Below are 19,539 nucleotides of genomic sequence, written 5' to 3'. Positions count from 1 at the left end.
ACTACCTGGGCCGTGCTCTTGCCCGCCCCGACACCACCAGAATAACCGGTACGCCGAGGTTTTTGGCAATGGAGACGTTGGCGTCAAACTCGATGGCGGTACCCATGCCGAGGTAGTCGCTGCCCTCTACCACGGTGAAATCGTAGTTGTCTTCCCACTGCTTAAACTTGTGAATGACCTGATCAATCAGCTCACCCTGGGCATCGGCTTCCATCAGGCGCAAAGCCTCGGGCCGGGTGAAGGCATACGTGTCGTCGTAGTTCAGCGGCAGCTTGAAGTAGCTGAGTACCGTGTCGATGTGCGGGTCGCGCTGCTGGGGCGGGTCGTAGTCGATGATGGGCTTGAAGTAGCCTACCTTGCGGGCCTGGCCCAGCAGCATGTTTACTAAACCCAAGGACACCAGCGACTTACCGCTGTAGGGTTCGGCGGCAGCAATGAAAACGGCTTTCGTCATAGCTCGTACTAACGGGACAACGGGCGCGGGTGTTGGCGCCGCAATTGTAGTAATTCACAAAACCCGTTCTAGTTTCGACTACCCAAGAAAAGGAGCCAAGAAGAGCAACACCAAGAGCAGCAGGATGCCGAGCACGATGCCACAGCCGATGCTAAAAGGGCTACGGTGGGGCTTGCCGGTGCTCGAGGTGCTTGGTTGCAGCACTTTTAAGAGGGTATAAAACAAAACCAAGGCCACCAGAAGTCCCACCCCGAGTATGAAGTTGCCCATCAGACCGAGAACATAGGTTTCGTCGAGAAGTAAGGGACGCATGGCAGAGAGGTGGTTTTGAATATCGGTGGACCAGAAAGGTAAGGAAGACTGCCTAAGCTTACCGCTGATTCTTTAGCACTTACGTTTCAATGGGCACTGGTTTTCCACCCCGGGAGTAGGTCAGCATATAGGCCGGCCTACTCCAGAACTGTCCTTGTGCCTGGGTTTGACGTAAATTGCGGCCTTGGCGGCTCTCTGGGTGGTGTTGAACTTCCTTTAGAACCAGCGTCGCTGCCAGACAGGAGGCCCCAGGCGTTGACCTTGAAGCTTCTTGCACGATGAATTCATTTTCAAAACCCTTCTAGAAAGCTAGAAGCCAACATTCTGACCTATGTTTGACATGATGGGCATGATGGGCAAAGCCAAAGAGCTGCAGGAAAAGATGCAGCAGGCCCAGAATGATTTGCAGCACCTGACCGTATCGGCCGAGTCGGGCGGGGCATGGTGAAGGCTACCGTGAACGGGCACCGGCAGCTGCTTAAGCTTGACATCGACGAAACCCTGCTCACGCCTCAGGACCGCGACATGCTGGCCGACCTGGTAGTGGCGGCCGTGAACAAAGCCATGAACGAGGTGGCCGACAAAGCCAAGGAGGAGCTTAAAAGCAAGACCTCGGGCCTGCTGCCCAACATACCCGGCTTCGATTTGGGCAGCTTTGGCCTCTAGCCCGGCCGCGCCCGGCGGCCTGTGCGCCGACGTGGCCGTAGTAATTCTGAACTGGAACGGGCAGCAGCTGCTCCGGCAGTTTCTGCCCGCCGTGCTGGCTCACTCCGACGGGGCCCGCATCATCGTGGCCGACAACGCCAGCACCGACGACTCGGTAGGAATGCTGCAGCGCGAGTTTCCGCAGGTCGAAATCATCTGCAACCCCGACAACCTGGGCTTTTGCGACGGGTACAACCGGGTCCTGAGTCAGGTACAGGCTACCTATTACATGCTGCTCAACTCCGACGTGGAGGTGACACCCGGCTGGCTGCGCCCGTTGCGAGAATTGCTGGAGCAACGGCCCCAGATTGCCGCCTGCCAACCCAAAATCCGGCAGTATAGCTCGGAAGCGGGACCACGGGAACAGTTTGAGTACGCTGGGGCCGGCGGGGGCTACCTCGACCGGCTGGGCTACCCCTTCTGCCGGGGCCGGCTGTTCGACACGCTGGAAAAAGACCTGGGCCAGTACGACGACCCGCAGCCCGTGGCCTGGGCTACCGGCGCCTGCGTGCTGGTGCGGGCCGAGGCCTGGCACCGCCTGGGCGGCCTGGAAACGGCCTTTTTTGCCCACATGGAGGAAATTGACCTGTGCTGGCGACTGTGGAATTCGGGACAGGAAGTGTGGTACCACGGCGGCAGCACGGTGTTTCACGTGGGCGGCGGCACGCTGCACAAGTCGAACCCGCGCAAAACCTACCTCAACTTCCGCAACGGATTGGCCCTGGTGTATAAGAACGTGGCCGAGCCGGAGCTGTTTGGCGTGCTGGCTACCCGGCTGGTGCTGGATTGGGTGGCGGCCCTGCGCTTTCTGCTGCAAGGCCAAAGCGGCGACACCAAAGCCATTCTGCGCGCCCACCGCGACTTTTTCAGCAAGCGGCAGTACTGGAAGCAGCGGCGGCAGGAAAACCCGCGCAAGCTCCGCACTGCCCAGCGGCCCGGCGTGTACCAGGGCAGTTTGGTGTGGGCGTACTTCGTAGAGGGCGTACGTGCTTTTTCCCAGTTGCAGCCCACCGACTTTCCGGACACGAAAATGCCGGGCGACTCCCAAAGCCGTCCGGTTTCAAACCCAGTACCTCACTAAATCAGCAGCTTGCCTACAGGTCCCAGACGGTGCTGCGCTGCCGCCGCATGGCCCGGCGTACATTCATCCAGAAGGCTAGGGCGAAGTAGAGCACGATGGGCGAACCAAAGGTGAAGAACGACGCGTAGACAAACGACAGGCGTACGCTGCTGCTGGAGAAGCCCAAACGCTGCCCCAAAGCATTGCAGACGCCAAAGCTCTGCTTTTCGATGAAGTCGGTAAAACGTTTCATAGCTCCTCATTTTTAACCGGTTGACCCGGTTAATGCTCCTCAAAATAACAAGAAAACTGCCGGATGGCAAGCTCAGCTTTTAGAATTGAGCACAATTTCTGACCCCTCGCGGCAGTTTTTACGTTTGTAGGCCAGAATTTCTGCCCCGCATTCCTACTGCCCAGCTTTTTGCCTATGAGAGTTTATTTGCGCTTGTTTCCGTCCGTGTGGGTAGTGCTGGCCGCCGCGGCGCTGCCGGGTTGTACGTTGCCCCGGATGCTAAAGGTTGCGCAAGAAGGCCAGCAAGTTACGGTGCAGCCCTCAGTGCTGGAAAGTAACGGGGAAAACGTCTTGTTTGAAGTCACGGCCCGGGTGCCGGCCAAGCACCTTAAGAAGGGCAATGCCTACAACCTGGCTTTGAGCTACCGCTACGACAACGGCCTGCGCGAGGACACCGTGGGCCGGCTTACGTTCGTTTCGGGCGAGTACACCTACGACACCGAGAAAAAAGACGAGCTCGTCATTACCAAGCAGTTTTCCTTTCCCTATTCCCCCGCAAAAGCCCCGGCGAGCTGCTGGCCCAGCCCGATGCCCATCAGCTCAAACCCGGTGGCAAGCTCGTGAAAGGCACCCAGATTCGGCTGGCCCGCGGCATCGTGACGACGGGCCGGCTGGTGGTGCGCCAGGATACGGCCATTGCCTTGCTGCCCGAAACGGTCGACAACAACATGAGCGGCACCCGGATTCTGCCCTTCTTCTTCGACCAGGGCAGCGCCGCCATTCGCAATTACCTGGGCACCAACGTGCAGGCGCTGGAAGACTTTATTGAGGCCAACCAGCACACCAAAAAGGTGATGATTGCCGCCGGCCACTCCCCGACTCTATCGATGCCCGCGACGCCCGCCTGGCCGACAAGCGGGTGCAGGGTTTGCTGCGCTACTACAAAAAGCGCGTCGATACCGATTCCTACCTCAATAAGCTCAGCAATATTCAGTTTGAGACGGTGGCCTACCACCGGCGCTGGGACTTGTTTTTGAACAAGGTCCAGAACTCGGCCCTGAAGCCCGCTCAGATCGACTCGGTGGTGCTGCTCATCAACGACTCGAAAGGCTCTTTTGCTCAGAAAGAGCGGCAGCTACGGGCCCTCTCCTTCTATGACTACATCGACCAGTACATTTACCCGGTGATGCGCTTCGGCACGGTGGCCGTGGAATACACCGCCCCAAGCGCTACGATTCGGAAATCTATCTGCTCTCCAAAAAGATTGTAGAGAAGGAGATGGAGGCCGATGCCCTCACCCCGAGGAGCTGCGCTACTCGGCTACTCTCACCCCGCTGCTGGCCGAAAAGCAGCGCATCTACGAAACGGCCGTGGCTACCACCGGCCGCTGGGAAGCCTACCACAACCTGGCCGTGGTGCTCTTGCAGCGTTCCGAAAAGGAAGTTAGTGATAAGGTGCGCAAGGCCTACCTGCGCCGGGCCGCTACCAACTTCACCCTGGCCGCCCACCGCAACCCCACCGCCGATCTGTTTTACCGCGTAGCCACCGCCTACCACCGGGCCGGCGACCGGCTCGAAGCCCTGCAGAACTACGACTACGCCATCAAGCTGGGGGGTCCGCGGCCGGTGCTGGAAAAGGTGTTTGCCGACAAGGCGGCCCTGGAAATCGAAGTCGGACAGCTCGACGATGCCCTGGGCAGCATTAGCTACAGCGGCAAAAGCTACCAGAACACCATGAACCGCGGCCTGGTGTACCTGCTCAAAAGCAACTACGAAGGCGCCGCCAACCTCTACCAGGAGGCCCTGACGCTCAAGCCCCGGGACCCGATGGCCTATTACTGCCTGGCTGTGGTGGCCGCCCGCAGCAAGGACGAAGGCCAGGTAGGCCAGTACCTCACCCGCGCCGTGCAGCTCGACCGCGCCTACGCCCAGCGCGCCGTGGAAGACCTCGAATTCCGCGACTACGCCGCCAGCAAGATGTTCCTGGAGGCCCTGCGGTAAGCCAGTAGCGCGAACTTTGTAGTTCGCGTACCCCGCGCCGCTACAACGATTGTCGTTCTGGCACGCGAACTACAGAGTTCGCGCTACTGTGCCGCCGCCGGCAACGTTCTACTACATGCCGGCGACGAGCTTCTAAGCGTCGGAAATTACATTCTAAGTGGTGGCAACGATGTTCTAAGGGCCGGAAACGCCCTACTAAGCGGTGGAAATAATGTTCGAAGCGCTGGCAACGCCCTTTTAAGCAGTGGAAATGATCTTCTAAGGACCGGCGAAGACGTTCTAAAGGGCGGAAATGACCGACAGTAATGTGTCATTGCGAGTAACGCGAAGCAATCCGTCCTCTGCGAAGGTAGTCCCGCCCTTTACCCAGAAAGCCCTGACGGTACCGTCAGGGCTTTTCAGTTAAGAAGACTCAGCACATTTCAGAGGACGGATTACTTCGTCGTGCCTCCTCGTAATGACGGGTGAATTGGAATGCCTGGAAAAAGGGTTGCCCGTCCCGGCTTGTCGTTGTAGCTTTACGGGCCGGAAAATTTCCGGCATTTTGTTTCTGACGTTTCGAATTCCTGTAATCTGATTATGCGGACCATCCAATTCCGGGAAGCCCTGCGCGAGGCCATGTCTGAAGAAATGCGGCGCGACCCGCGCGTGTTTCTGATGGGCGAAGAAGTAGCTGAGTACAACGGCGCCTATAAAGTAAGCCAGGGCATGCTCGACGAGTTTGGCGCTGAGCGGGTGATTGACACCCCGATTGCCGAGCTGGGCTTTGCCGGTATCGGCGTGGGCGCGGCCATCAACGGCCTGCTGCCCATCATCGAGTTCATGACCTTCAACTTCTCGCTGGTGGCCATCGACCAGGTCATCAACTCGGCCGCCAAGATTTACTCCATGTCGGGCGGGCAGTACTCCTGCCCCATCGTGTTCCGCGGCCCTACCGGCAACGCCGGTATGCTCTCCTCGCAGCACTCCCAGAACTTCGAGAACTGGTACGCCAACACCCCGGGCCTGAAAGTAGTGGTTCCCTCCACGCCTTACGATGCCAAGGGCCTGCTGAAAAGCGCCATCCGCGACCCAGATCCAGTGATTTTCATGGAGTCGGAGCTGATGTACGGCGACAAGGGCGAAGTGCCTGAGGAAGAGTACCTGCTCGAAATCGGCAAAGCCAACGTGGTCCGTCAGGGCAAGCACGTAACGCTAGTAAGCTTCGGCAAAATGATGAAGATTGCCCTGGCTGCTGCCGATGAGCTGGCCAAGGACGGCATCGAAGCGGAAGTAATCGACCTGCGCTCGGTGCGCCCGATTGACTATGACACGCTGGTGGAGTCGGTGAAGAAAACCAACCGCATGGTGGTCGTTGAAGAAGCCTGGCCCCTGGCCAGCATCAGCTCGGAGCTGGCCTACACCGTGCAGCGCCGCGCCTTCGACTTCCTCGACGCCCCGTGGTGCGCGTAACCTGCATGGACGTGCCCCTGCCCTACGCCCCACCCTGATTGAGGCCTCGCTGCCCAACGTAGCCCGCACCATTCAGGCCGTGAAAGAAGTAACCTACCAGAAGGCCTAGTTTCTGGCTTTACTGAATTACACAAAAGCCCTGGCTACTGTGGTAGTCAGGGCTTTTGTGTGGTGTACTTGTGGAAGTTGAGATGTGCTTTTGTTGCTTGTCATCCTAAGCTTGCGAAGGACCTGCCTCATTTACCCCACTACAGTTCTTGCTACTGTAACAACGCCCTTTATGCATTACGCGGTAAAGGGCGTTTTGCGTTGAAGAAAGCTTGTCACAAAGGTGAGGAAGGTCCTTCGCAAGCTCAGGATGACAGCCGCAGCAGCTGCGTTTCGTGTTGCAGAAGCGCGGGTTTGTATACCTCCACAGGCAGCCCGGCGACAGACCTTTGTCAGGTAGAAACTATTCATCCTTCTAACCTGAACACAAGATGAGCATCCTCAAAAAAGTAGCCCTGGGTAGCCAAGGCTTGGAAGTACCCGTGCAAGGCCTGGGCTGCATGGGCATGACTGGCGGAATCAACGGCATGAGCGTGTACGGCGAGGCCGACGAGGTGGAAAGCGTAGCGACTATTCACCAGGCCCTGGAGCTGGGCGTAAACCTGCTGGACACGGCCGACCTGTACGGCCCCATGCACAACGAGCGGCTGGTGGGGCGGGCCATTGCCGGCCGGCGCCCAGAAATTATCCTAGCCACCAAGTTTGGGTTTGAAGTAGACGACCAGGAAAACTGGACCGGCGGCTACAACGGCCGGCCCGAGTACGTGCGTAAGAGCATCGAACGGTCCTTGCGCAACCTGCAGACCGACTACGTGGACCTCTACTACCTGCACCGCATCGACCCTAACACCCCGCTGGAAGACACCGTGGGGGCCATGAGCCGGCTGGTGGAAGAAGGCAAGGTGCGCTTCCTGGGCCTCTCGGAAGTAACTGCCGAAGAGCTGCGCCGGGGCCACGCCGTGCACCCGATTACGGCCCTGCAAACCGAATACTCGCTCTTTGATCGGGGTGTGGAAGAAGACGGCGTGCTGCAGGCCACCCGCGAGCTAGGCATCGGCTTCGTGGGCTACTCGCCGCTGGGCCGGGGCTTTTTGTCGGGCGAAATCAAGACCCCAGACGACTTCGAAGCCACCGACTCGCGCCGCTTCTTCCCCCGCTACCAGGGCGAGAATTTCTATAAGAACCTGGCTTTGGTCGAGAAGCTGCAGAGCCTGGCCCAGGCCAAAGGTGTCACGGCGGCCCAGCTGGCCCTGGCCTGGGTGCTGGCCCAGGGCGTGGTGGCTATTCCCGGTACCAAGCGCCGCAAGTACTTAGAGCAGAACGTGGCCGCCGTCAGCCTCGCGCTGAGTGCCGCCGAGCTGGCCGAACTGGAAGCCATTATGCCGGTAGGCAGTTCCGCTGGGGCCGCGTATCCGGAGGGGTTTTAGCCACAGGCGGGGTCGAGTCTGGTGCGGTTCTGCCCATGGTACTTCGGGTAAATACCGTACTTGCCGCCCGAACTACATCTGACTCTGCATGAGCTACCCGGTAGGTTACCGCCGCCTCGACGTACCCGACGCTACTCTAAACCTGACGCTGGCCCTGGTCCTTCTCTACCCGGGCCAGGAGCCGGAGCAGCCGGAAGCCCTGGGACCCTATCCGTTGAGCGTAGCCCGAAACGCCACTCCCGCCGCCGGGCAGTTTCCCGTAGTCCTGATTTCCCACGGTACCGGCGGCTCGGGCCTGGTATACCGCACGCTGGCGCATTTTCTGGCCAGTGAGGGTTTCATAGTAGGCCTGCCGGAACACCCGCACAACAACCGCGCGGACGACAGTTGGGCTGGTACTCCGCAAAACCTTACGGCCCGCCCCCGCCACGTGCAGCTGGCCCTCAACGCCCTACTGGATGACCCGAAAATCGGGCCCGCGGCACTGCCCGATTCGGTGGCCTTGATTGGTCATTCCCTGGGTGGCTACACGGCTCTGACCCTAGCCGGCGGCGCACCTACTACTTTGCCCCACGAGTCGGCCGACGGGCAGCCGCGCCCGATTCCGACCCCGACCGATAGCCGCATCCGGGCTCTGGTGCTGCTGGCACCGGCCACACCCTGGTTTCGGGCGCCCGAAACCCTGCGCCAGGTGCGGGTGCCCATTCTGCTGCTCACCGCCGAGAAAGACGAGCACACGCTGCCCTGGCACGGCCAAAACGTAGTACAGGGCGTGCCCGATCCGGCCCGGGTGCAGCACCGCGCAGTAGCCAATGCCGGGCATTTTTCCTTTCTGAGTCCCTTTCCCGCCGAGGGAACCAGCCCAGCCTTTGCGCCGTCTCAGGACCCACCCGGCTTCGACCGGGCCCGGTTTCAGCGGGAACTGCAGGCCGAAGTGCTGACGTTTCTGCGGGCGGTGTTCTAACCTGTGGGGCCCTGCCGGGTTTGTAGCTCAACGGCCCGCGGGCGGCAATCAGCAACCCATACCATCTTTCTTATGAAACAGTCAGCCCGCGAATTCAAGGTATTGCACACCGTGTCGGATTTCACCCAGCACTTCGGGTTCCCGCCGCCGGCTCACCCGCTGCTCACCGTTATTGACCTGGCAAAGACACGGCATTTAGTGCCGCCTACTACGCCGGTCGTGCGGCAGCTCTACATTATTACGCTGAAGAAAAACCTGAAGGGCAAGCTGCACTACGGCCACCGTGCCTACGACTTCAGCCAGGGCGTGCTGGGGTTTTACGCGCCCGGGCAGTTCTGCGAAGGCACCCCGGGAGTAGATATTTCGGAGATTAGCGGCTGGATGCTGGTCTTCCATCCCGACCTGCTGCTGAAGCACCCCTTGGCCAAGAAAATCAGCACTTACGGCTTTTTTTCCTACGCCGTAAACGAGGCCCTGCACTTGTCGGACAGCGAGGAACAGGCCCTGGAAGGATTGATGGACAGCATCCGCCGCGAGTACCAGCAGCCCATCGACGCCTTTAGCCACGACGTGCTGGTGTCGCAGCTGGAAGTGCTGCTCAGCTACGCCAACCGCTTTTACCACCGGCAGTTCCTGACCCGGCGCACGGCCGAGCACGACTTGCTTACCCGCTTCGAAACCCTGCTGACAGCGTATTTTGCCCAGGACGCCGAGCAGCCCCTGCCCACGGTGCAGCACTTTGCCGATGCCCTGCACGTGTCGCCGGCCTACCTGAGCGACATGCTGCGCACCCTCACCGGGCAGAACACCCAGCAGCATCTGCACCACGGCCTGATTGAAAAAGCCAAACACCTGCTGCTAAGCACGTCGCTGAGCATCAACGAAACGGCCTTTCAGCTGGGCTTTGAGTACCCGCAGTATTTTACCCGCCTGTTCAAAAGCAAAACGGGCCTGACGCCGGCGGCTTTTCGGTTTTCGGCTCAATAACCCTGCAGGCTGGCACAAGACGGGCTCAGCGCTGGGCTTCGGCCCCACCCAGTGGGGCCAGCACCCGCACATCGGCCGTGAGGTGGGCCTGCGTGTGGGCCGAAAGCCGGAAGCAGAGCCCCAAAAACACCAGGTAGCCGGCAGCCAGCAGCGCTATTCGCGGCCAGGAAACAGTAGTGAAATCCCGCCGCCACTGCGCCCCGCCAAAGCAGGCTACGGCATACAGCAGCAGCTGTACGGGCAGCAAAAACCGGCACTCCGTAGCAATGGGTAAGGCGGCCAAGCAAGGCAAGGCCAAGGCAGCCACCGTGAGCAGCACCCGCGTATTTAGCTGGCCCAGCCGAAAACCAACTACCGCCACCACCAGCGCCCCAAACCAGACGGAATAGTGCAGCCCAGCCAGCCAGGAAGAGCGGACGGCCACCCGTTGCACAAACAGGCTCGGATACTGCACGTCCAGCCCGTTAAACAAATGCCGGGCGTAGAGGCCGGCAAAAGCCAGGGGCTCGCGCAGCACGGTAGCCAGGTAGGAACCGTAGCTAGTGAAATGGCGGATAGCCAGGCGGTGCAGCAGGGCCTGCCCGGCCGGGTCGGTGTAGAGCATGCGGGGCGAGGGGAAGGCCGGGTCCAGACTGGTTTCGTACTTCTGAATCACCAGCCCCCAGCCCAGCTGGGCCAGATACAGATTGGCTGTGGGCAGGCGGGCGTCGCGGGAGAGAACCAGCGGCGTGGGCGCCTGGTGATGGCGCAGATTCAACAGCAGCTGCGGGCCGGCAATCAGCGCAAAGCCCAGGGCCAGCCCCAGCAGATTCAGCAGGCGCCGGCGGCGGTCAGCGGCTCGCAGCAGGCTAAGCAGCACCACTGCCGGGGCGGCTAGCAGATACACGGGTCTGATGTTGCTGGCGGCCGTGAGGCAGGCTCCGGCCAGCACAGCCGTGCCCCAGCTGCCGCGCCCCAGCACCAGCCACAAGCTCAGCACCAAAGCCAGCAGAGCCGGGAAGTCGGACAGCACGAAGTTGAAATAGTCGCGCCAGAACAGGAAGCCCAGCCCCGCAAAAGCCAGGCGCGGCACCCACCCCAAACGGTGCTGCGGAAACAGCCGGAGCCAGAGCGCGGGCCCGGCCCAGCCAAACAGCGCCGCCGCGTAAGCCGCGCCCATCACGCGGGAGAGCGTGAGCGGGGCCGCGCCCGTAAAGTGGGCCACGGCCTTGGCCGGCAGGTTGAGCAGAGGCAACAGGTAGCCCCGCAGCGCGTCGTCGTAGGCTAGCGGGTGAAAGCGGCCGGCCTGAAAAAACCGTTCGGTCAGCGTCCAGTAGTTCAGCGCGTCGTACACCATTTCCGAATAGCCCGAAAACGGCAGATACAAGCAATAAAGCAGGAAAATGCCGCCCGTTAGCCACCAGCCCACAGCTTGGGTGCGGTGGCGTAACGGGTCCGCAAGGGGTTGGGACTCGTTCATCGGCGGACCGGTAAAAGAAAGAGGCCGAACCTGGCCGGACTTGGCAGATGAAAAAACAAGGGCAAGCAGCTCATGCGTGGGGCGGAAAAGAAAGGACCAGAAAAAGAGGCGGGGCGGCCGGGGCGGAAGGTCTAGCGCCGGGCTCCAACTGGGTATTTTATGTACCTTTTGCCCAAATCTACTGACTTCTTCCCGCCCCCACCCGCATGAATCATCGTCTGCACATCCGGTTCGAGCAACTCGAACAAGCTACTAACCGCCTGCTGGATATGGCGCAGGCCCTGGGCGAGAAGGCGCACCAGTCGCCCGGCACGGGGCAGTGGTCGGCGGCGCAGGTCGTGCAGCACCTGCTGGTGGCCGAAACCGGCATCGGGCAGTACATCAGCAAGAAAATCCAGCAGGAAGAAGGCTTGCGCAAAACCAGCTTCCTGACTTTTGTCCGCTCCCGGGTGCTGCGCCTGGCCCTGCGGCTGCCGTTTTTGCGCTTTAAAGCGCCCAAATACTTGGCCGCCCTTACCCCCGAAACGGCCCCGCCCCTGCCCGAGCTGCGCACCGAGTGGCAACGGGTGCGCCGGCAGTTGGAACAGACCCTCAACGAGTTTCCCAGCCCGCTGCTGAACCGCGACATATTTAAGCACCCCCGCTCGGGCATGCTCAACATCTACCAAACCCTGGACTTTATGGTGGACCACGTGCTGCACCACCAAAAGCAGCTGGAACGGATTACCAAGGCCGTGAAGTAGCAAAGCTGGTGTCATTGCGAGGCGTGAGCCGAAGCAATCCGTCCTCTGCTAAGGTAGTAACGCCCTTTTACCAGAAAGCCCTAACGCCTGCTCAGGTGTTAGGGCTTTTCACTTTACAAGGCTCAGCCCATTTTAGAGGACGGATTGCTTCGCTCTGCTCGCAATGACAGAACGTCAACTCACCATTTCACCACTTCACTTCTGCCCCCGCTCGATGTCGGCGTAGGTTTCGTGCTTGTCGAGCTTGAGCATGGCGGCTACCATTTCGGTGGGGGGCACGGTGAGCTTACGCAGGCGCAAATCAAGCCAGGCCCCGTCGACGGCCACGGTGGCGGCCACGCGGCCATCGGCTTTGTAGATGGTGTGGATGATGCTCCACCGGGCCCCGTCGGCGCTGAGGCCGCTGAGCTCGGCGGATACTCTGATGGTTTCGCTCAGGCTGATTTCCTTCAGAAACCGGGTGTCTTCGCGAAACAGAATCGGGCCGATGCCCAGCTCGGCGAAGCGCTTCATGGGGAAGCCTTCCTCGGCCAGAAACTCCAGGCGCAGCTGGGCGGCGTAATCGGTGTAGGCCGAGTGGCGCATGTGGACGTTGGGGTCCATGTCGGCCCAGCGGGCAGTATAGGTTTTGGCGTATTCCATAAACTGAGGAGTAAGTAAGAGGGCGGCCGGCTCAGATTTTCGGAGCGGCGGGCAAACTTAGTTGTTGTCGATGTTCTGCTGCTTGAGCGTGAGGCGCACCAGATACTGCTGCTGCTCGTCTTCGCCCAGAAACTCGACTTCGTAGCCAGCTTCCTCGGCGTAGTCCTGCAGCAGGCTGGCGTCGGCAAAGAGCCAGTCGAAGGAGGCGCCGGTTTCCTCGCCGAAGGTCATGGAGTACTCCACTTCGCCGTAGTAGGGGCCGTTGAGGTTGATAACCAGGGCGCCTTCCTCGTCCTCGTAGAGGTAGCTGATGTCGGAGGAAGTAGCCAGAATCTGGCCGCCGGGGGCTAGCAGGTGCTTGGCCTGCTGCAGAAACTTCTCCAGTCCTTCCAGCGTGCCTACCAGCCCGATGCCGTTCATGAGCATCAGAATCGTGTCGTAGTGCTGCTCGCCGGCGGGCAGCTCAAACAGGTTGTGGCAGGCTGCTTCCTGCACGCCCCGGGCCTGCAGCACCTGCACCGCGCCGGGTGAGGCGTCAATGGCCTTGACCTGAAAGCCCCGGCTTTGCAGCTCCAGACTGTGGCAGCCGGCGCCGGCGCCGGCATCCAGTACCCGGCCCCGGCACTCTTCCAGGGCCGTGCGCTCCAGCTCGGGCATTTCCCAGAGGGTGCGAAAAAAGTAGCTGGCCGGCAGCGGCTCTTCGTCGGCCACGTTGCTGTGCACGGTCAGCTCGGCCTTCTTGTTGCCGTGCAAATAAGCCAGCAGCGCTTGGCCAACGGGGTCGGAAACGGTTTTTTGGGACATGCCGCAAAGGTAAGAGGAGTTGCCACAGGGTACGAACAAGCGCGGCGCCGGGGTTACGCCAAGGCCGGGTGCCACCTATTTCCGGGGCCGTTTGTATCCTTCCGGGCCCAATCTGCGTTGTTTTCCCGCAACCCTTTCTTTCCTTTTGCCCCTTCTGCAATGGCCAGCAACCTCGACTACCTCGACCCCGCCCTTCTTCCACTCGAAGACAAAGTAAAAGCCTACCTGGAGGCCGAAGAAGACCTGCGCAAAGCCACCGTGGAAGCCAAGTCCCTGCCCAACTCGGCCGCCGACGAGGCCCAAGCCAATGCCGCCTTCGACCACCGGCCCGCCACCGGCAGCTTCGACCAGCATGCCGACGAAGTAGAGCAGCGCCTGCAGAATCTGCGGGACGACTTGCAGCTGCTGCGCCAGGAAATCATCGGCCTGCTGCCCACCCGCAACGAGTTTGTGAAAGTAAACTTGGGCTACGGCCCCAGCCGCGTAGGCGCCTTTGCCGTAGAGCACGGCGGCTCAGCTTCTGCCGAACCTCAGTACGAGCTACGCATCGTGCATTAAACTAGCTCGCTACGCGACAGTATAAGAAAGGACCTGGTCGGGGAAAAGCACGCTCCAAGAACGGCTTTTCCCCGACCAGGTCCTTTTCATGCGTGGCTAGGCAGGTGGAGCAGCCTTCTGAGCCGTCAGGCGCCGGATGAGAGCCTAAACCAACCGAGCCCAGGCATTTCTTTCGGTAGTTTGTTTACAGCAAGGAAAGCGGGTCGCGCTTGCGCAGGCGGTACTCAAACATGGTGGCAATGTTCAGGGCCCGCACTTTGGCTATATCGGCCACGGGGCCGGCGAAGAGCTCCTCCACGGTGGCTTCGAAAAGCTGCAGCCAGCGGTTGAAGTGCGTGGCGTCCACGGGCAGGGGCATATGCTTGGGAAAGGGCCGGCCGCTATAGCGCGAAGTACCCAATAGCAGGCCGCTCCAGAAATCGTACATAATAGGCAGGTGCCGGGCCCAGTCGACGTGGGCAAAGCCATTGAATACCGGGCTGAGCAGCTCGTCCTGGTTTACTTTCTGATAGAACGTGTCGACGAGTTGCTGCACGTCGGCTTCGGTGCGGATATCGGGGCGAGCATCAATCATGGGCAGCAGCAAAGACAGAAAAGGGTCAGGCGGCTAGCTCCGCGGGGCAAAGCCAGCTTTTCCAGGGCCGCTTTAAACTCGGGCGTGTCGTAGTCGGCCATGCCGTCGTGGCGGGCTGCTACCTGGCCGTCGGGCGCCAGAATCACCGTGGAAGGAATCGAGTTCGAATCGAAGGGCGCGGGCAGGTTGTCGGTAGGGAAATACACCGGAAAAGTGTAGCCCTTGCGCTGCAGCAGGTTGCGCGCCTTGGCCGGATTCTGGTCCAGGGAAATCATGACGAAGGCGACCTTCTTCGGGTCCAGCTTTTTGTAAAGCGCGTGAATGCCGGGCATTTCGGCCACGCAGGGTGGGCACCAGCTGGCCCATAGATTGACAAAGACCACCTTGCCCTTCAACGAGCTCAGGTTTACTTCCTGCCCGTTCATATCCAGCAGCGGCAGGTTGTGCGGGTACCCCACGCTGCTGGTAGCCAGCACCGGAGCAGTGGCGGGCAGCCGGGGCTCATCGGCCTGCCAGAGGCCCGTGGCCAGCAAGCCGCGCTGCAGGGTTCCAAACACGACGGTGCGCAGGTCGGTAAACAAAACGACGGCCAGCAGCACGTAGGGCAGCCACTGCAGCAGGTTTTTACGATTCATAGGAAAGTGGCCCGGTCGGGAACAAATGAGGTGCTCAGCTAACAACGGCAAAGGTACGGCAGTTTCAGATCAGCAAACTGCGGGTACCACCTTCCGCGCCCGCGCTAATTGCCGGATGGCGGCCAAGTGGGCCAGCAGCACCAACGGCACCACGCAGCCGGGCAGCCACACGAAGGGAAAGTGCAGCACGGCCACGTTGGGCTGCCCGAAGCCGAAGCGCTGCAGCGGCCCTGGCACGGCCAGCACCGCGTAGAACACCACGTTCAGCAAGAGCAGCAGGCCGAACCCGTTCCAGATCAGCAAAGCCGTGGAGCCCAGCTGCCGCCGCTGGTAAGCCAGATAATACACCACGGGCGCGCTCAAGCCGGAGAGAATGTCCCAGTTGCGGCCCTCCAAAGTCATGAGTTCGGGCACCGCGCCGTACACAAACAGCCCCAGCAGCACCAGCTCCACCGGCAGCCGCACGACGTGCAGCAGCGTGAGCCACTGCGGGTGCAGCGTGTCGAGGTAGCGTCGGCCCCGCTCGGTCAGCAACAGCGCGGCAGTAAGCAGCAAAGGAGGACCAATTGCCAGCAAAAGCCGGGGCGGCAGGGCCTGGGGTGCGTCGTAGAACCCGGTCAGGACTACGACAGCCTGCCCCGCCAGCCAGGCCAGCAGCCCATAGAGCGTGGGGCGGGAACGGCCGGCAGCTAAGTAAAACAGCCCCACGGTGAGGGCAGTAGTCAGGACGAAGGCCAGGCTGAGAGTAGCAGGTACGGCTTGCATGGGGCAGTAGCTTAAAGGACTCCGCAAAGGAAGCCGCCGACCCGGTCCCGTCCCTTGCCAAATGACAAGAAATTACCCCGCCTCCGGCCCCTTGGCCGCCGCGGCCCGCAGGCGGCTCAACGAAGAATCGGTGATGCCCAGGTAGGATGCCAGGTACTTGAGCGGCACCTGCTGCAGGATTTCGGGGCTGGCTTGCCGCAACGCTTCGTAGCGCACCGCCGCCGGGTCGAGGGCCAGGCCCAGCAGGCGAGTCTTCAGGCGCATCAGTTCCCGCACGAGCAGGGAGCGGCCAAACTCCCGAAACTCGGGCCGGGCATGAAACAGACCATTAAGCTGGGCATAGGTTATAAACCAGCCCCGGCAGTCGGTCAGGGCCTGCAGATATTCCGGGGAAGGCGTCCGGTTGAAAAACGAGGAAACTTCCAGCGCCACCTGCCCGGCCGAATACAGGCCAGTGGTTACTTCCTGCCCGTCGGCATTGTAGGCAAAGGCGCGCACAATCCCGCTGTCAAGAAAGAAATACTCGTTGCTCACGGTGCCGGCCCGGAGCAAATACTCGTGCCGGTCCAGCAGCCGGAACGAAAAGCCGGCGGCTATGTCGGCGGCCTGGGCGGCAGTCATCAGGCCGGTACTTTGGAAAAACTGGATCAGCGGCTCTGGGTTCATACGTCAGGCGCGCCTTATTGTGGCCTGGCGCGGCGTTCTAGTTACAAACAAAAGCGGAAGCGTCGGGGCCGAAGCAGGCCTTAACCCAACGGATACTTTCCCAGCAGCACGGTGGTGCCGGCGCGCTGGTACCAGTCGTTGAAAACCAGCTCCACGGCCCCCACCTCGAAGTCGCCGAAGACGTGGTGCTCGTACTGCTCGATTTTCTGGATCAGCCGGGCCGGGTTGTGCAGCGGGGAAGTAAACCGCGCCACAGTGGCGTGGGCCGTCTGGATGCTGTAGCGCTGGTCGATGGACTGCTGCAGGCTGGAATGCCGGAAGAACTCCCGCACCCGGCTGCGCAGCTCACTCAGCCCCTCTCCCACCGGAAAGCCCTGCACAAGGATGGCGCCGGGCGAGGCCGTCAGGCCCGCGAAGCGGACGGTAAATGGCCGCACCGGTTGCACTATTGCTTGTACGGCCTGCTGGTAGAGGGCCGGATCTATGGCCTGCAGGGTAAAGCCGCGGTAACAGGAAATAATGGAGAGAACCGTCAGGTGCAGGTCGGCGGCGGGGTAGTAATACTGCTCGGGCTCGGTCTGGCGGATGTCGGCCAACACCTGCTCAATGGCCGCCGCAATGGCGGCCGGCGGCCGGGCCAGCAACGTAATACCGCGGCGGGTATCGGCCGCCGAATGCAGCAGCGGGTCCAGCTCGGGTAGGCCCTGGCGCAGTTGCTGAAAGGCAGCCTGGCGCATGGCTGCGTAGTAGGCAGGCAGATTCATAAGCAGCAAGATCAGGCCGGAAGATACACCTAGGGCACAAAACCTCCCTTAGCAGCTGTCCTGGAACCGCCTTCCAGACCCTCTGAACCCGTAAAGCTCCTACCGTCCAGTCTAGCAGAAACATACCATGATAACCGGCATACTTATATTCGTGAACCACTACACCCCGAAACCGCAGAACCGTCAGCTCTTCCACGATGCCCGGCAAAGCAGGACGCCCCGGCACGAGTGGTCGAAGAGTGGCTTTACACAGAGCCCGTAAAAGCAGGTACGGCCCAGCTCAATCCGGTTCAGCGCAAAAGTTTACGTTGCTTTTGATACTTTGGGCCTGCTGATACCAAGCTGCCATGACTTCTGATTCCGTCGCTCAAAACCTACTGCTGCATCGTCTCCGCCTGGGGCTTACGCAAGAGCAGCTAGCGGAGCGGGCCGGCGTGACGGCCCGCACGATTCAGCGTATCGAAGCCACCGGGGCGGCCCACCTGACTACGCTTACCCTGTTGGCTACGGCCCTGGCCATCCCCGTGCAGGCTCTGCAGACACCCGCCCCGACCCCAAAAAGCCCTGCGCCAACGCCGGTTTCGGCCGACCGCCACGCCCTGGTGCTGCTGCAGCTGCTACCGCTGCTGGGAGCCGTGGTTCCTTTTGCCAACGTGCTGGCTCCTCTGTTCTACTGGCTCCACCGCCGCAGTGATGACCCGGTTTTTGCAGCGCAGGCCCGGTTGGTAGTTAACTTTCAGCTATCCGTTACTGTGGGCATCGGCGCAGCAGTGGGGCTGCTGCTAAGCTATTTCCCGGCCGGCCTAGGACTGCTGATGCTCTGCTCCGCAGGCGCGCTGGCCCTGAGTCTGGTAAATGCGCGGCGGGCCTGGCGGGGCGTGCGGGTGCGCTACCCCTTGGCCCTGCCAGCACTCAGTTCCGGGCCGAAAGTGGGGTCCCCAGCCTAGCTTTCAGGTAGGCGTCGGGTACACGTACCCGTTTCGTGTGAGCTAACAGCTGTTTACCAGACGTTTGCATCAGCCCGGCAACAAACCAACCCAGCCGGCTTCCGCGTATGAAAATCTGGTTATCCATGCTGCTTTGCTGGGTCATGATGGGTACCGCTCAGGCCCAAACCTCCTCCCCAGTGCGGCAATTGCTCGGCCCGGCCCGGTCTTCCGCCCAGCTCACTGCCCGCTTGGCCCGGGTGGTCGACTCGGCCCACGTGGCGGGCCTTTCCGTGCTGGTGCTAAACCGGGGCCGGATTGTCTACGAACAGTTTTTCGGCACGAAAGATCGTCGCACGGGAGAAGCCTTCGGGCCCGAAACGGTTTCGTACGCGGCATCTTTAACCAAGCCTGTAACTGCTTATCTGTGCCTGCGCCTGGTGGACCAGGGCGTTGTGGCCCTCGACACGCCGGTGTACCGCTACCTGAAACGACCGATTACAGCCTACGAAAAGTGGCAGGATCTAGCGCAAGATCCGGCCTTCGCGCGCGTGACCATCCGGATGCTGCTGAGCCACAGCGCGGGGCTACCGATTCTGCGCGGATTTTACGGCCCAAAGCTGGAAACTATTGCGGAACCGGGCACCCGTTTTTTTTACTCCAACGAAGGCTACAACCTGCTCGGTACAGTGCTGGAAGAACGCACGGGGCTTGATTTACAGACCCTGGCCGAACAGGAGCTATTCGGGCCCTTGGACATGTCTCACACCAGCTTTGTATGGCAGCCGCGCTTTGCTGCCGATCGGGCCGTGGCCCACGATCAGGCGGGGAAAGTGCTCGGGTTTGAGCAGCGTCTGAGGGCCCGCGGAGCCGGCTCGATGGTTACCACCCCGCGCGACTACGCCGCTTTTCTCCGTCAGGTGCTGGCGCGCAAGGGCTTGTCGCGGCAGCTGTACCGCCTGGTATTTACTTCGCAGATCAAGGTCACCAGTCCGCGCGGGTGGGGGCCGGGCCGGGACAGCACGGCCCGGCAGCCCGATCCGCTTGCCAAAGCCTGGGGCCTGGGCTGGGGCCTGTTTACCTCCCGCTATGGACCTGCTTTTTGGCACGGAGGACACGCCGAGGGCTGGCAGAATTTGTGCGTTGCCTACCCGAAAAAAAGACTGGCCGTGGTTCTGCTTAGCAACAGCGACAATTTCCAGGCGGTAGGCGCCCAACTGCTGCGCAGCTGCCTGGGTGATGCCGACGCCCCGCTGGAGTGGGCGGGGTATAGCCCGGCCCCGCGGCCGGCTGGCAGTTCCTCTACCAACTCACGCAAGTAAGGCTGCTTGACAGGAAAAAAATGCCCAGGCGACTATAACT

23 protein-coding genes and 2 pseudogenes are annotated in these 19,539 nt (G+C 61.1%); 14 read left to right on the top strand and 11 right to left on the bottom strand.

Annotation, left to right across the window (positions count from 1 at the left end):
- Position 1: 1 nt before the first annotated feature.
- Together MUN79_RS16895 and MUN79_RS16890 are read right to left on the bottom strand one after the other, a co-directional pair.
- Positions 2-454, bottom strand: a complete 453-nt coding sequence (locus MUN79_RS16895; RefSeq protein ID WP_244673834.1) for an AAA family ATPase — start codon at positions 452-454, stop codon at positions 2-4.
- 78 nt (positions 455-532) lie between these two features.
- Positions 533-766, bottom strand: coding sequence for a hypothetical protein (locus tag MUN79_RS16890; protein WP_244673833.1), 234 nt, complete (start codon positions 764-766; stop codon positions 533-535).
- A gap of 331 nt (positions 767-1,097) precedes the next feature.
- On the opposite strand from MUN79_RS16890, the pseudogene MUN79_RS16885 reads away from it, so the two are divergent.
- A pseudogene (locus MUN79_RS16885) lies at positions 1,098-1,432 on the top strand (YbaB/EbfC family nucleoid-associated protein).
- Positions 1,422-2,552, top strand: coding sequence for a glycosyltransferase family 2 protein (locus MUN79_RS16880; RefSeq protein WP_244673832.1), 1,131 nt, complete (start codon positions 1,422-1,424; stop codon positions 2,550-2,552). The pseudogene MUN79_RS16885 and the gene MUN79_RS16880 overlap by 11 nt, the downstream one beginning before the upstream one ends.
- Positions 2,553-2,565: 13 nt before the next feature.
- On the opposite strand, the gene MUN79_RS16875 is transcribed toward MUN79_RS16880, so the two are convergent.
- A complete protein-coding gene (locus tag MUN79_RS16875; protein ID WP_244673831.1) occupies positions 2,566-2,784 on the bottom strand; it encodes a PspC domain-containing protein in 219 nt (72 codons plus the stop codon).
- A gap of 174 nt (positions 2,785-2,958) precedes the next feature.
- Between MUN79_RS16875 and MUN79_RS16870 the strand changes: the two genes are divergently transcribed.
- From MUN79_RS16870 to MUN79_RS16835, 8 genes and pseudogenes are all read left to right on the top strand, one after another.
- On the top strand, positions 2,959-3,387 hold the full coding sequence (locus tag MUN79_RS16870; RefSeq protein ID WP_244673830.1) for a hypothetical protein: 429 nt from the start codon (positions 2,959-2,961) through the stop codon (positions 3,385-3,387).
- Positions 3,384-3,800 carry a hypothetical protein gene (locus MUN79_RS16865; protein ID WP_244673829.1) on the top strand — a complete coding sequence of 139 codons (417 nt, stop codon included), beginning with the start codon at positions 3,384-3,386 and terminating at the stop codon, positions 3,798-3,800. Before MUN79_RS16870 ends, MUN79_RS16865 begins: the two co-directional genes overlap by 4 nt.
- A complete protein-coding gene (locus tag MUN79_RS16860) occupies positions 3,797-4,033 on the top strand; it encodes a hypothetical protein (RefSeq protein WP_244673828.1) in 237 nt (78 codons plus the stop codon). Before MUN79_RS16865 ends, MUN79_RS16860 begins: the two co-directional genes overlap by 4 nt.
- Positions 4,034-4,133: 100 nt before the next feature.
- A complete protein-coding gene (locus MUN79_RS16855) occupies positions 4,134-4,763 on the top strand; it encodes a tetratricopeptide repeat protein (RefSeq protein ID WP_244673827.1) in 630 nt (209 codons plus the stop codon).
- A 579-nt stretch (positions 4,764-5,342) separates the two neighbouring features.
- A pseudogene (locus MUN79_RS16850) lies at positions 5,343-6,324 on the top strand (pyruvate dehydrogenase complex E1 component subunit beta).
- A gap of 370 nt (positions 6,325-6,694) precedes the next feature.
- On the top strand, positions 6,695-7,690 hold the full coding sequence (locus MUN79_RS16845) for an aldo/keto reductase (RefSeq protein WP_244673826.1): 996 nt from the start codon (positions 6,695-6,697) through the stop codon (positions 7,688-7,690).
- 88 nt (positions 7,691-7,778) lie between these two features.
- The gene (locus MUN79_RS16840; RefSeq protein WP_244673825.1) at positions 7,779-8,654 is read left to right on the top strand and encodes an alpha/beta hydrolase family protein; all 876 of its coding nucleotides are present in this window, start codon (positions 7,779-7,781) and stop codon (positions 8,652-8,654) included.
- A gap of 72 nt (positions 8,655-8,726) precedes the next feature.
- Positions 8,727-9,641 (top strand): helix-turn-helix domain-containing protein, encoded by a 915-nt coding sequence (locus tag MUN79_RS16835; RefSeq protein ID WP_244673824.1) that lies wholly within the window; start codon positions 8,727-8,729, stop codon positions 9,639-9,641.
- Positions 9,642-9,666: 25 nt separating this feature from the next.
- Here the strand turns inward: MUN79_RS16835 and MUN79_RS16830 are convergent, their stop codons facing one another.
- A complete protein-coding gene (locus MUN79_RS16830) occupies positions 9,667-11,100 on the bottom strand; it encodes a hypothetical protein (protein ID WP_244673823.1) in 1,434 nt (477 codons plus the stop codon).
- Between the two features lie 206 nt (positions 11,101-11,306).
- On the opposite strand from MUN79_RS16830, the gene MUN79_RS16825 reads away from it, so the two are divergent.
- On the top strand, positions 11,307-11,843 hold the full coding sequence (locus MUN79_RS16825; protein WP_244673822.1) for a DinB family protein: 537 nt from the start codon (positions 11,307-11,309) through the stop codon (positions 11,841-11,843).
- 195 nt (positions 11,844-12,038) lie between these two features.
- Here MUN79_RS16825 and MUN79_RS16820 read toward each other — a convergent pair whose 3' ends face one another.
- Together MUN79_RS16820 and MUN79_RS16815 are read right to left on the bottom strand one after the other, a co-directional pair.
- Positions 12,039-12,485, bottom strand: a complete 447-nt coding sequence (locus MUN79_RS16820) for an acyl-CoA thioesterase (protein WP_244673821.1) — start codon at positions 12,483-12,485, stop codon at positions 12,039-12,041.
- Between the two features lie 57 nt (positions 12,486-12,542).
- Positions 12,543-13,289 (bottom strand): class I SAM-dependent methyltransferase, encoded by a 747-nt coding sequence (locus MUN79_RS16815; protein WP_244673820.1) that lies wholly within the window; start codon positions 13,287-13,289, stop codon positions 12,543-12,545.
- Positions 13,290-13,448: 159 nt separating this feature from the next.
- On the opposite strand from MUN79_RS16815, the gene MUN79_RS16810 reads away from it, so the two are divergent.
- Positions 13,449-13,847 carry a hypothetical protein gene (locus MUN79_RS16810; RefSeq protein WP_244673819.1) on the top strand — a complete coding sequence of 133 codons (399 nt, stop codon included), beginning with the start codon at positions 13,449-13,451 and terminating at the stop codon, positions 13,845-13,847.
- A 184-nt stretch (positions 13,848-14,031) separates the two neighbouring features.
- On the opposite strand, the gene MUN79_RS16805 is transcribed toward MUN79_RS16810, so the two are convergent.
- The 5 genes from MUN79_RS16805 to MUN79_RS16785 all read right to left on the bottom strand — a co-directional run bounded on the left by MUN79_RS16805 (position 14,032) and on the right by MUN79_RS16785 (position 17,251).
- Entirely contained in the window at positions 14,032-14,421 is a 390-nt protein-coding gene (locus tag MUN79_RS16805) for a group III truncated hemoglobin (protein ID WP_244673818.1), read from the bottom strand.
- A complete protein-coding gene (locus MUN79_RS16800; protein ID WP_244673817.1) occupies positions 14,418-15,056 on the bottom strand; it encodes a TlpA family protein disulfide reductase in 639 nt (212 codons plus the stop codon). The genes MUN79_RS16805 and MUN79_RS16800 overlap by 4 nt, the downstream gene beginning before the upstream one ends.
- A 69-nt stretch (positions 15,057-15,125) precedes the next feature.
- The gene (locus MUN79_RS16795; protein WP_244673816.1) at positions 15,126-15,821 is read right to left on the bottom strand and encodes a DUF8737 domain-containing protein; all 696 of its coding nucleotides are present in this window, start codon (positions 15,819-15,821) and stop codon (positions 15,126-15,128) included.
- A gap of 72 nt (positions 15,822-15,893) precedes the next feature.
- A complete protein-coding gene (locus MUN79_RS16790; RefSeq protein WP_244673815.1) occupies positions 15,894-16,442 on the bottom strand; it encodes a Crp/Fnr family transcriptional regulator in 549 nt (182 codons plus the stop codon).
- Between the two features lie 125 nt (positions 16,443-16,567).
- Entirely contained in the window at positions 16,568-17,251 is a 684-nt protein-coding gene (locus tag MUN79_RS16785) for a 2'-5' RNA ligase family protein (RefSeq protein ID WP_244673814.1), read from the bottom strand.
- Between the two features lie 347 nt (positions 17,252-17,598).
- Here MUN79_RS16785 and MUN79_RS16780 point away from each other — a divergent pair, with 347 nt between their 5' ends.
- Both MUN79_RS16780 and MUN79_RS16775 read left to right on the top strand, forming a co-directional pair.
- Entirely contained in the window at positions 17,599-18,198 is a 600-nt protein-coding gene (locus MUN79_RS16780; RefSeq protein WP_244673813.1) for a helix-turn-helix domain-containing protein, read from the top strand.
- 107 nt (positions 18,199-18,305) lie between these two features.
- Positions 18,306-19,499 carry a serine hydrolase domain-containing protein gene (locus MUN79_RS16775; protein WP_244673812.1) on the top strand — a complete coding sequence of 398 codons (1,194 nt, stop codon included), beginning with the start codon at positions 18,306-18,308 and terminating at the stop codon, positions 19,497-19,499.
- Positions 19,500-19,539: the final 40 nt, after the last annotated feature.

This window comes from Hymenobacter cellulosilyticus, from assembly GCF_022919215.1.
Taxonomy (GTDB): Bacteria; Bacteroidota; Bacteroidia; order Cytophagales; family Hymenobacteraceae; genus Hymenobacter; species Hymenobacter cellulosilyticus.
Note: the sequence above shows the minus strand (reverse complement) of the source record. Positions and strands in the feature narration are given on the sequence as shown.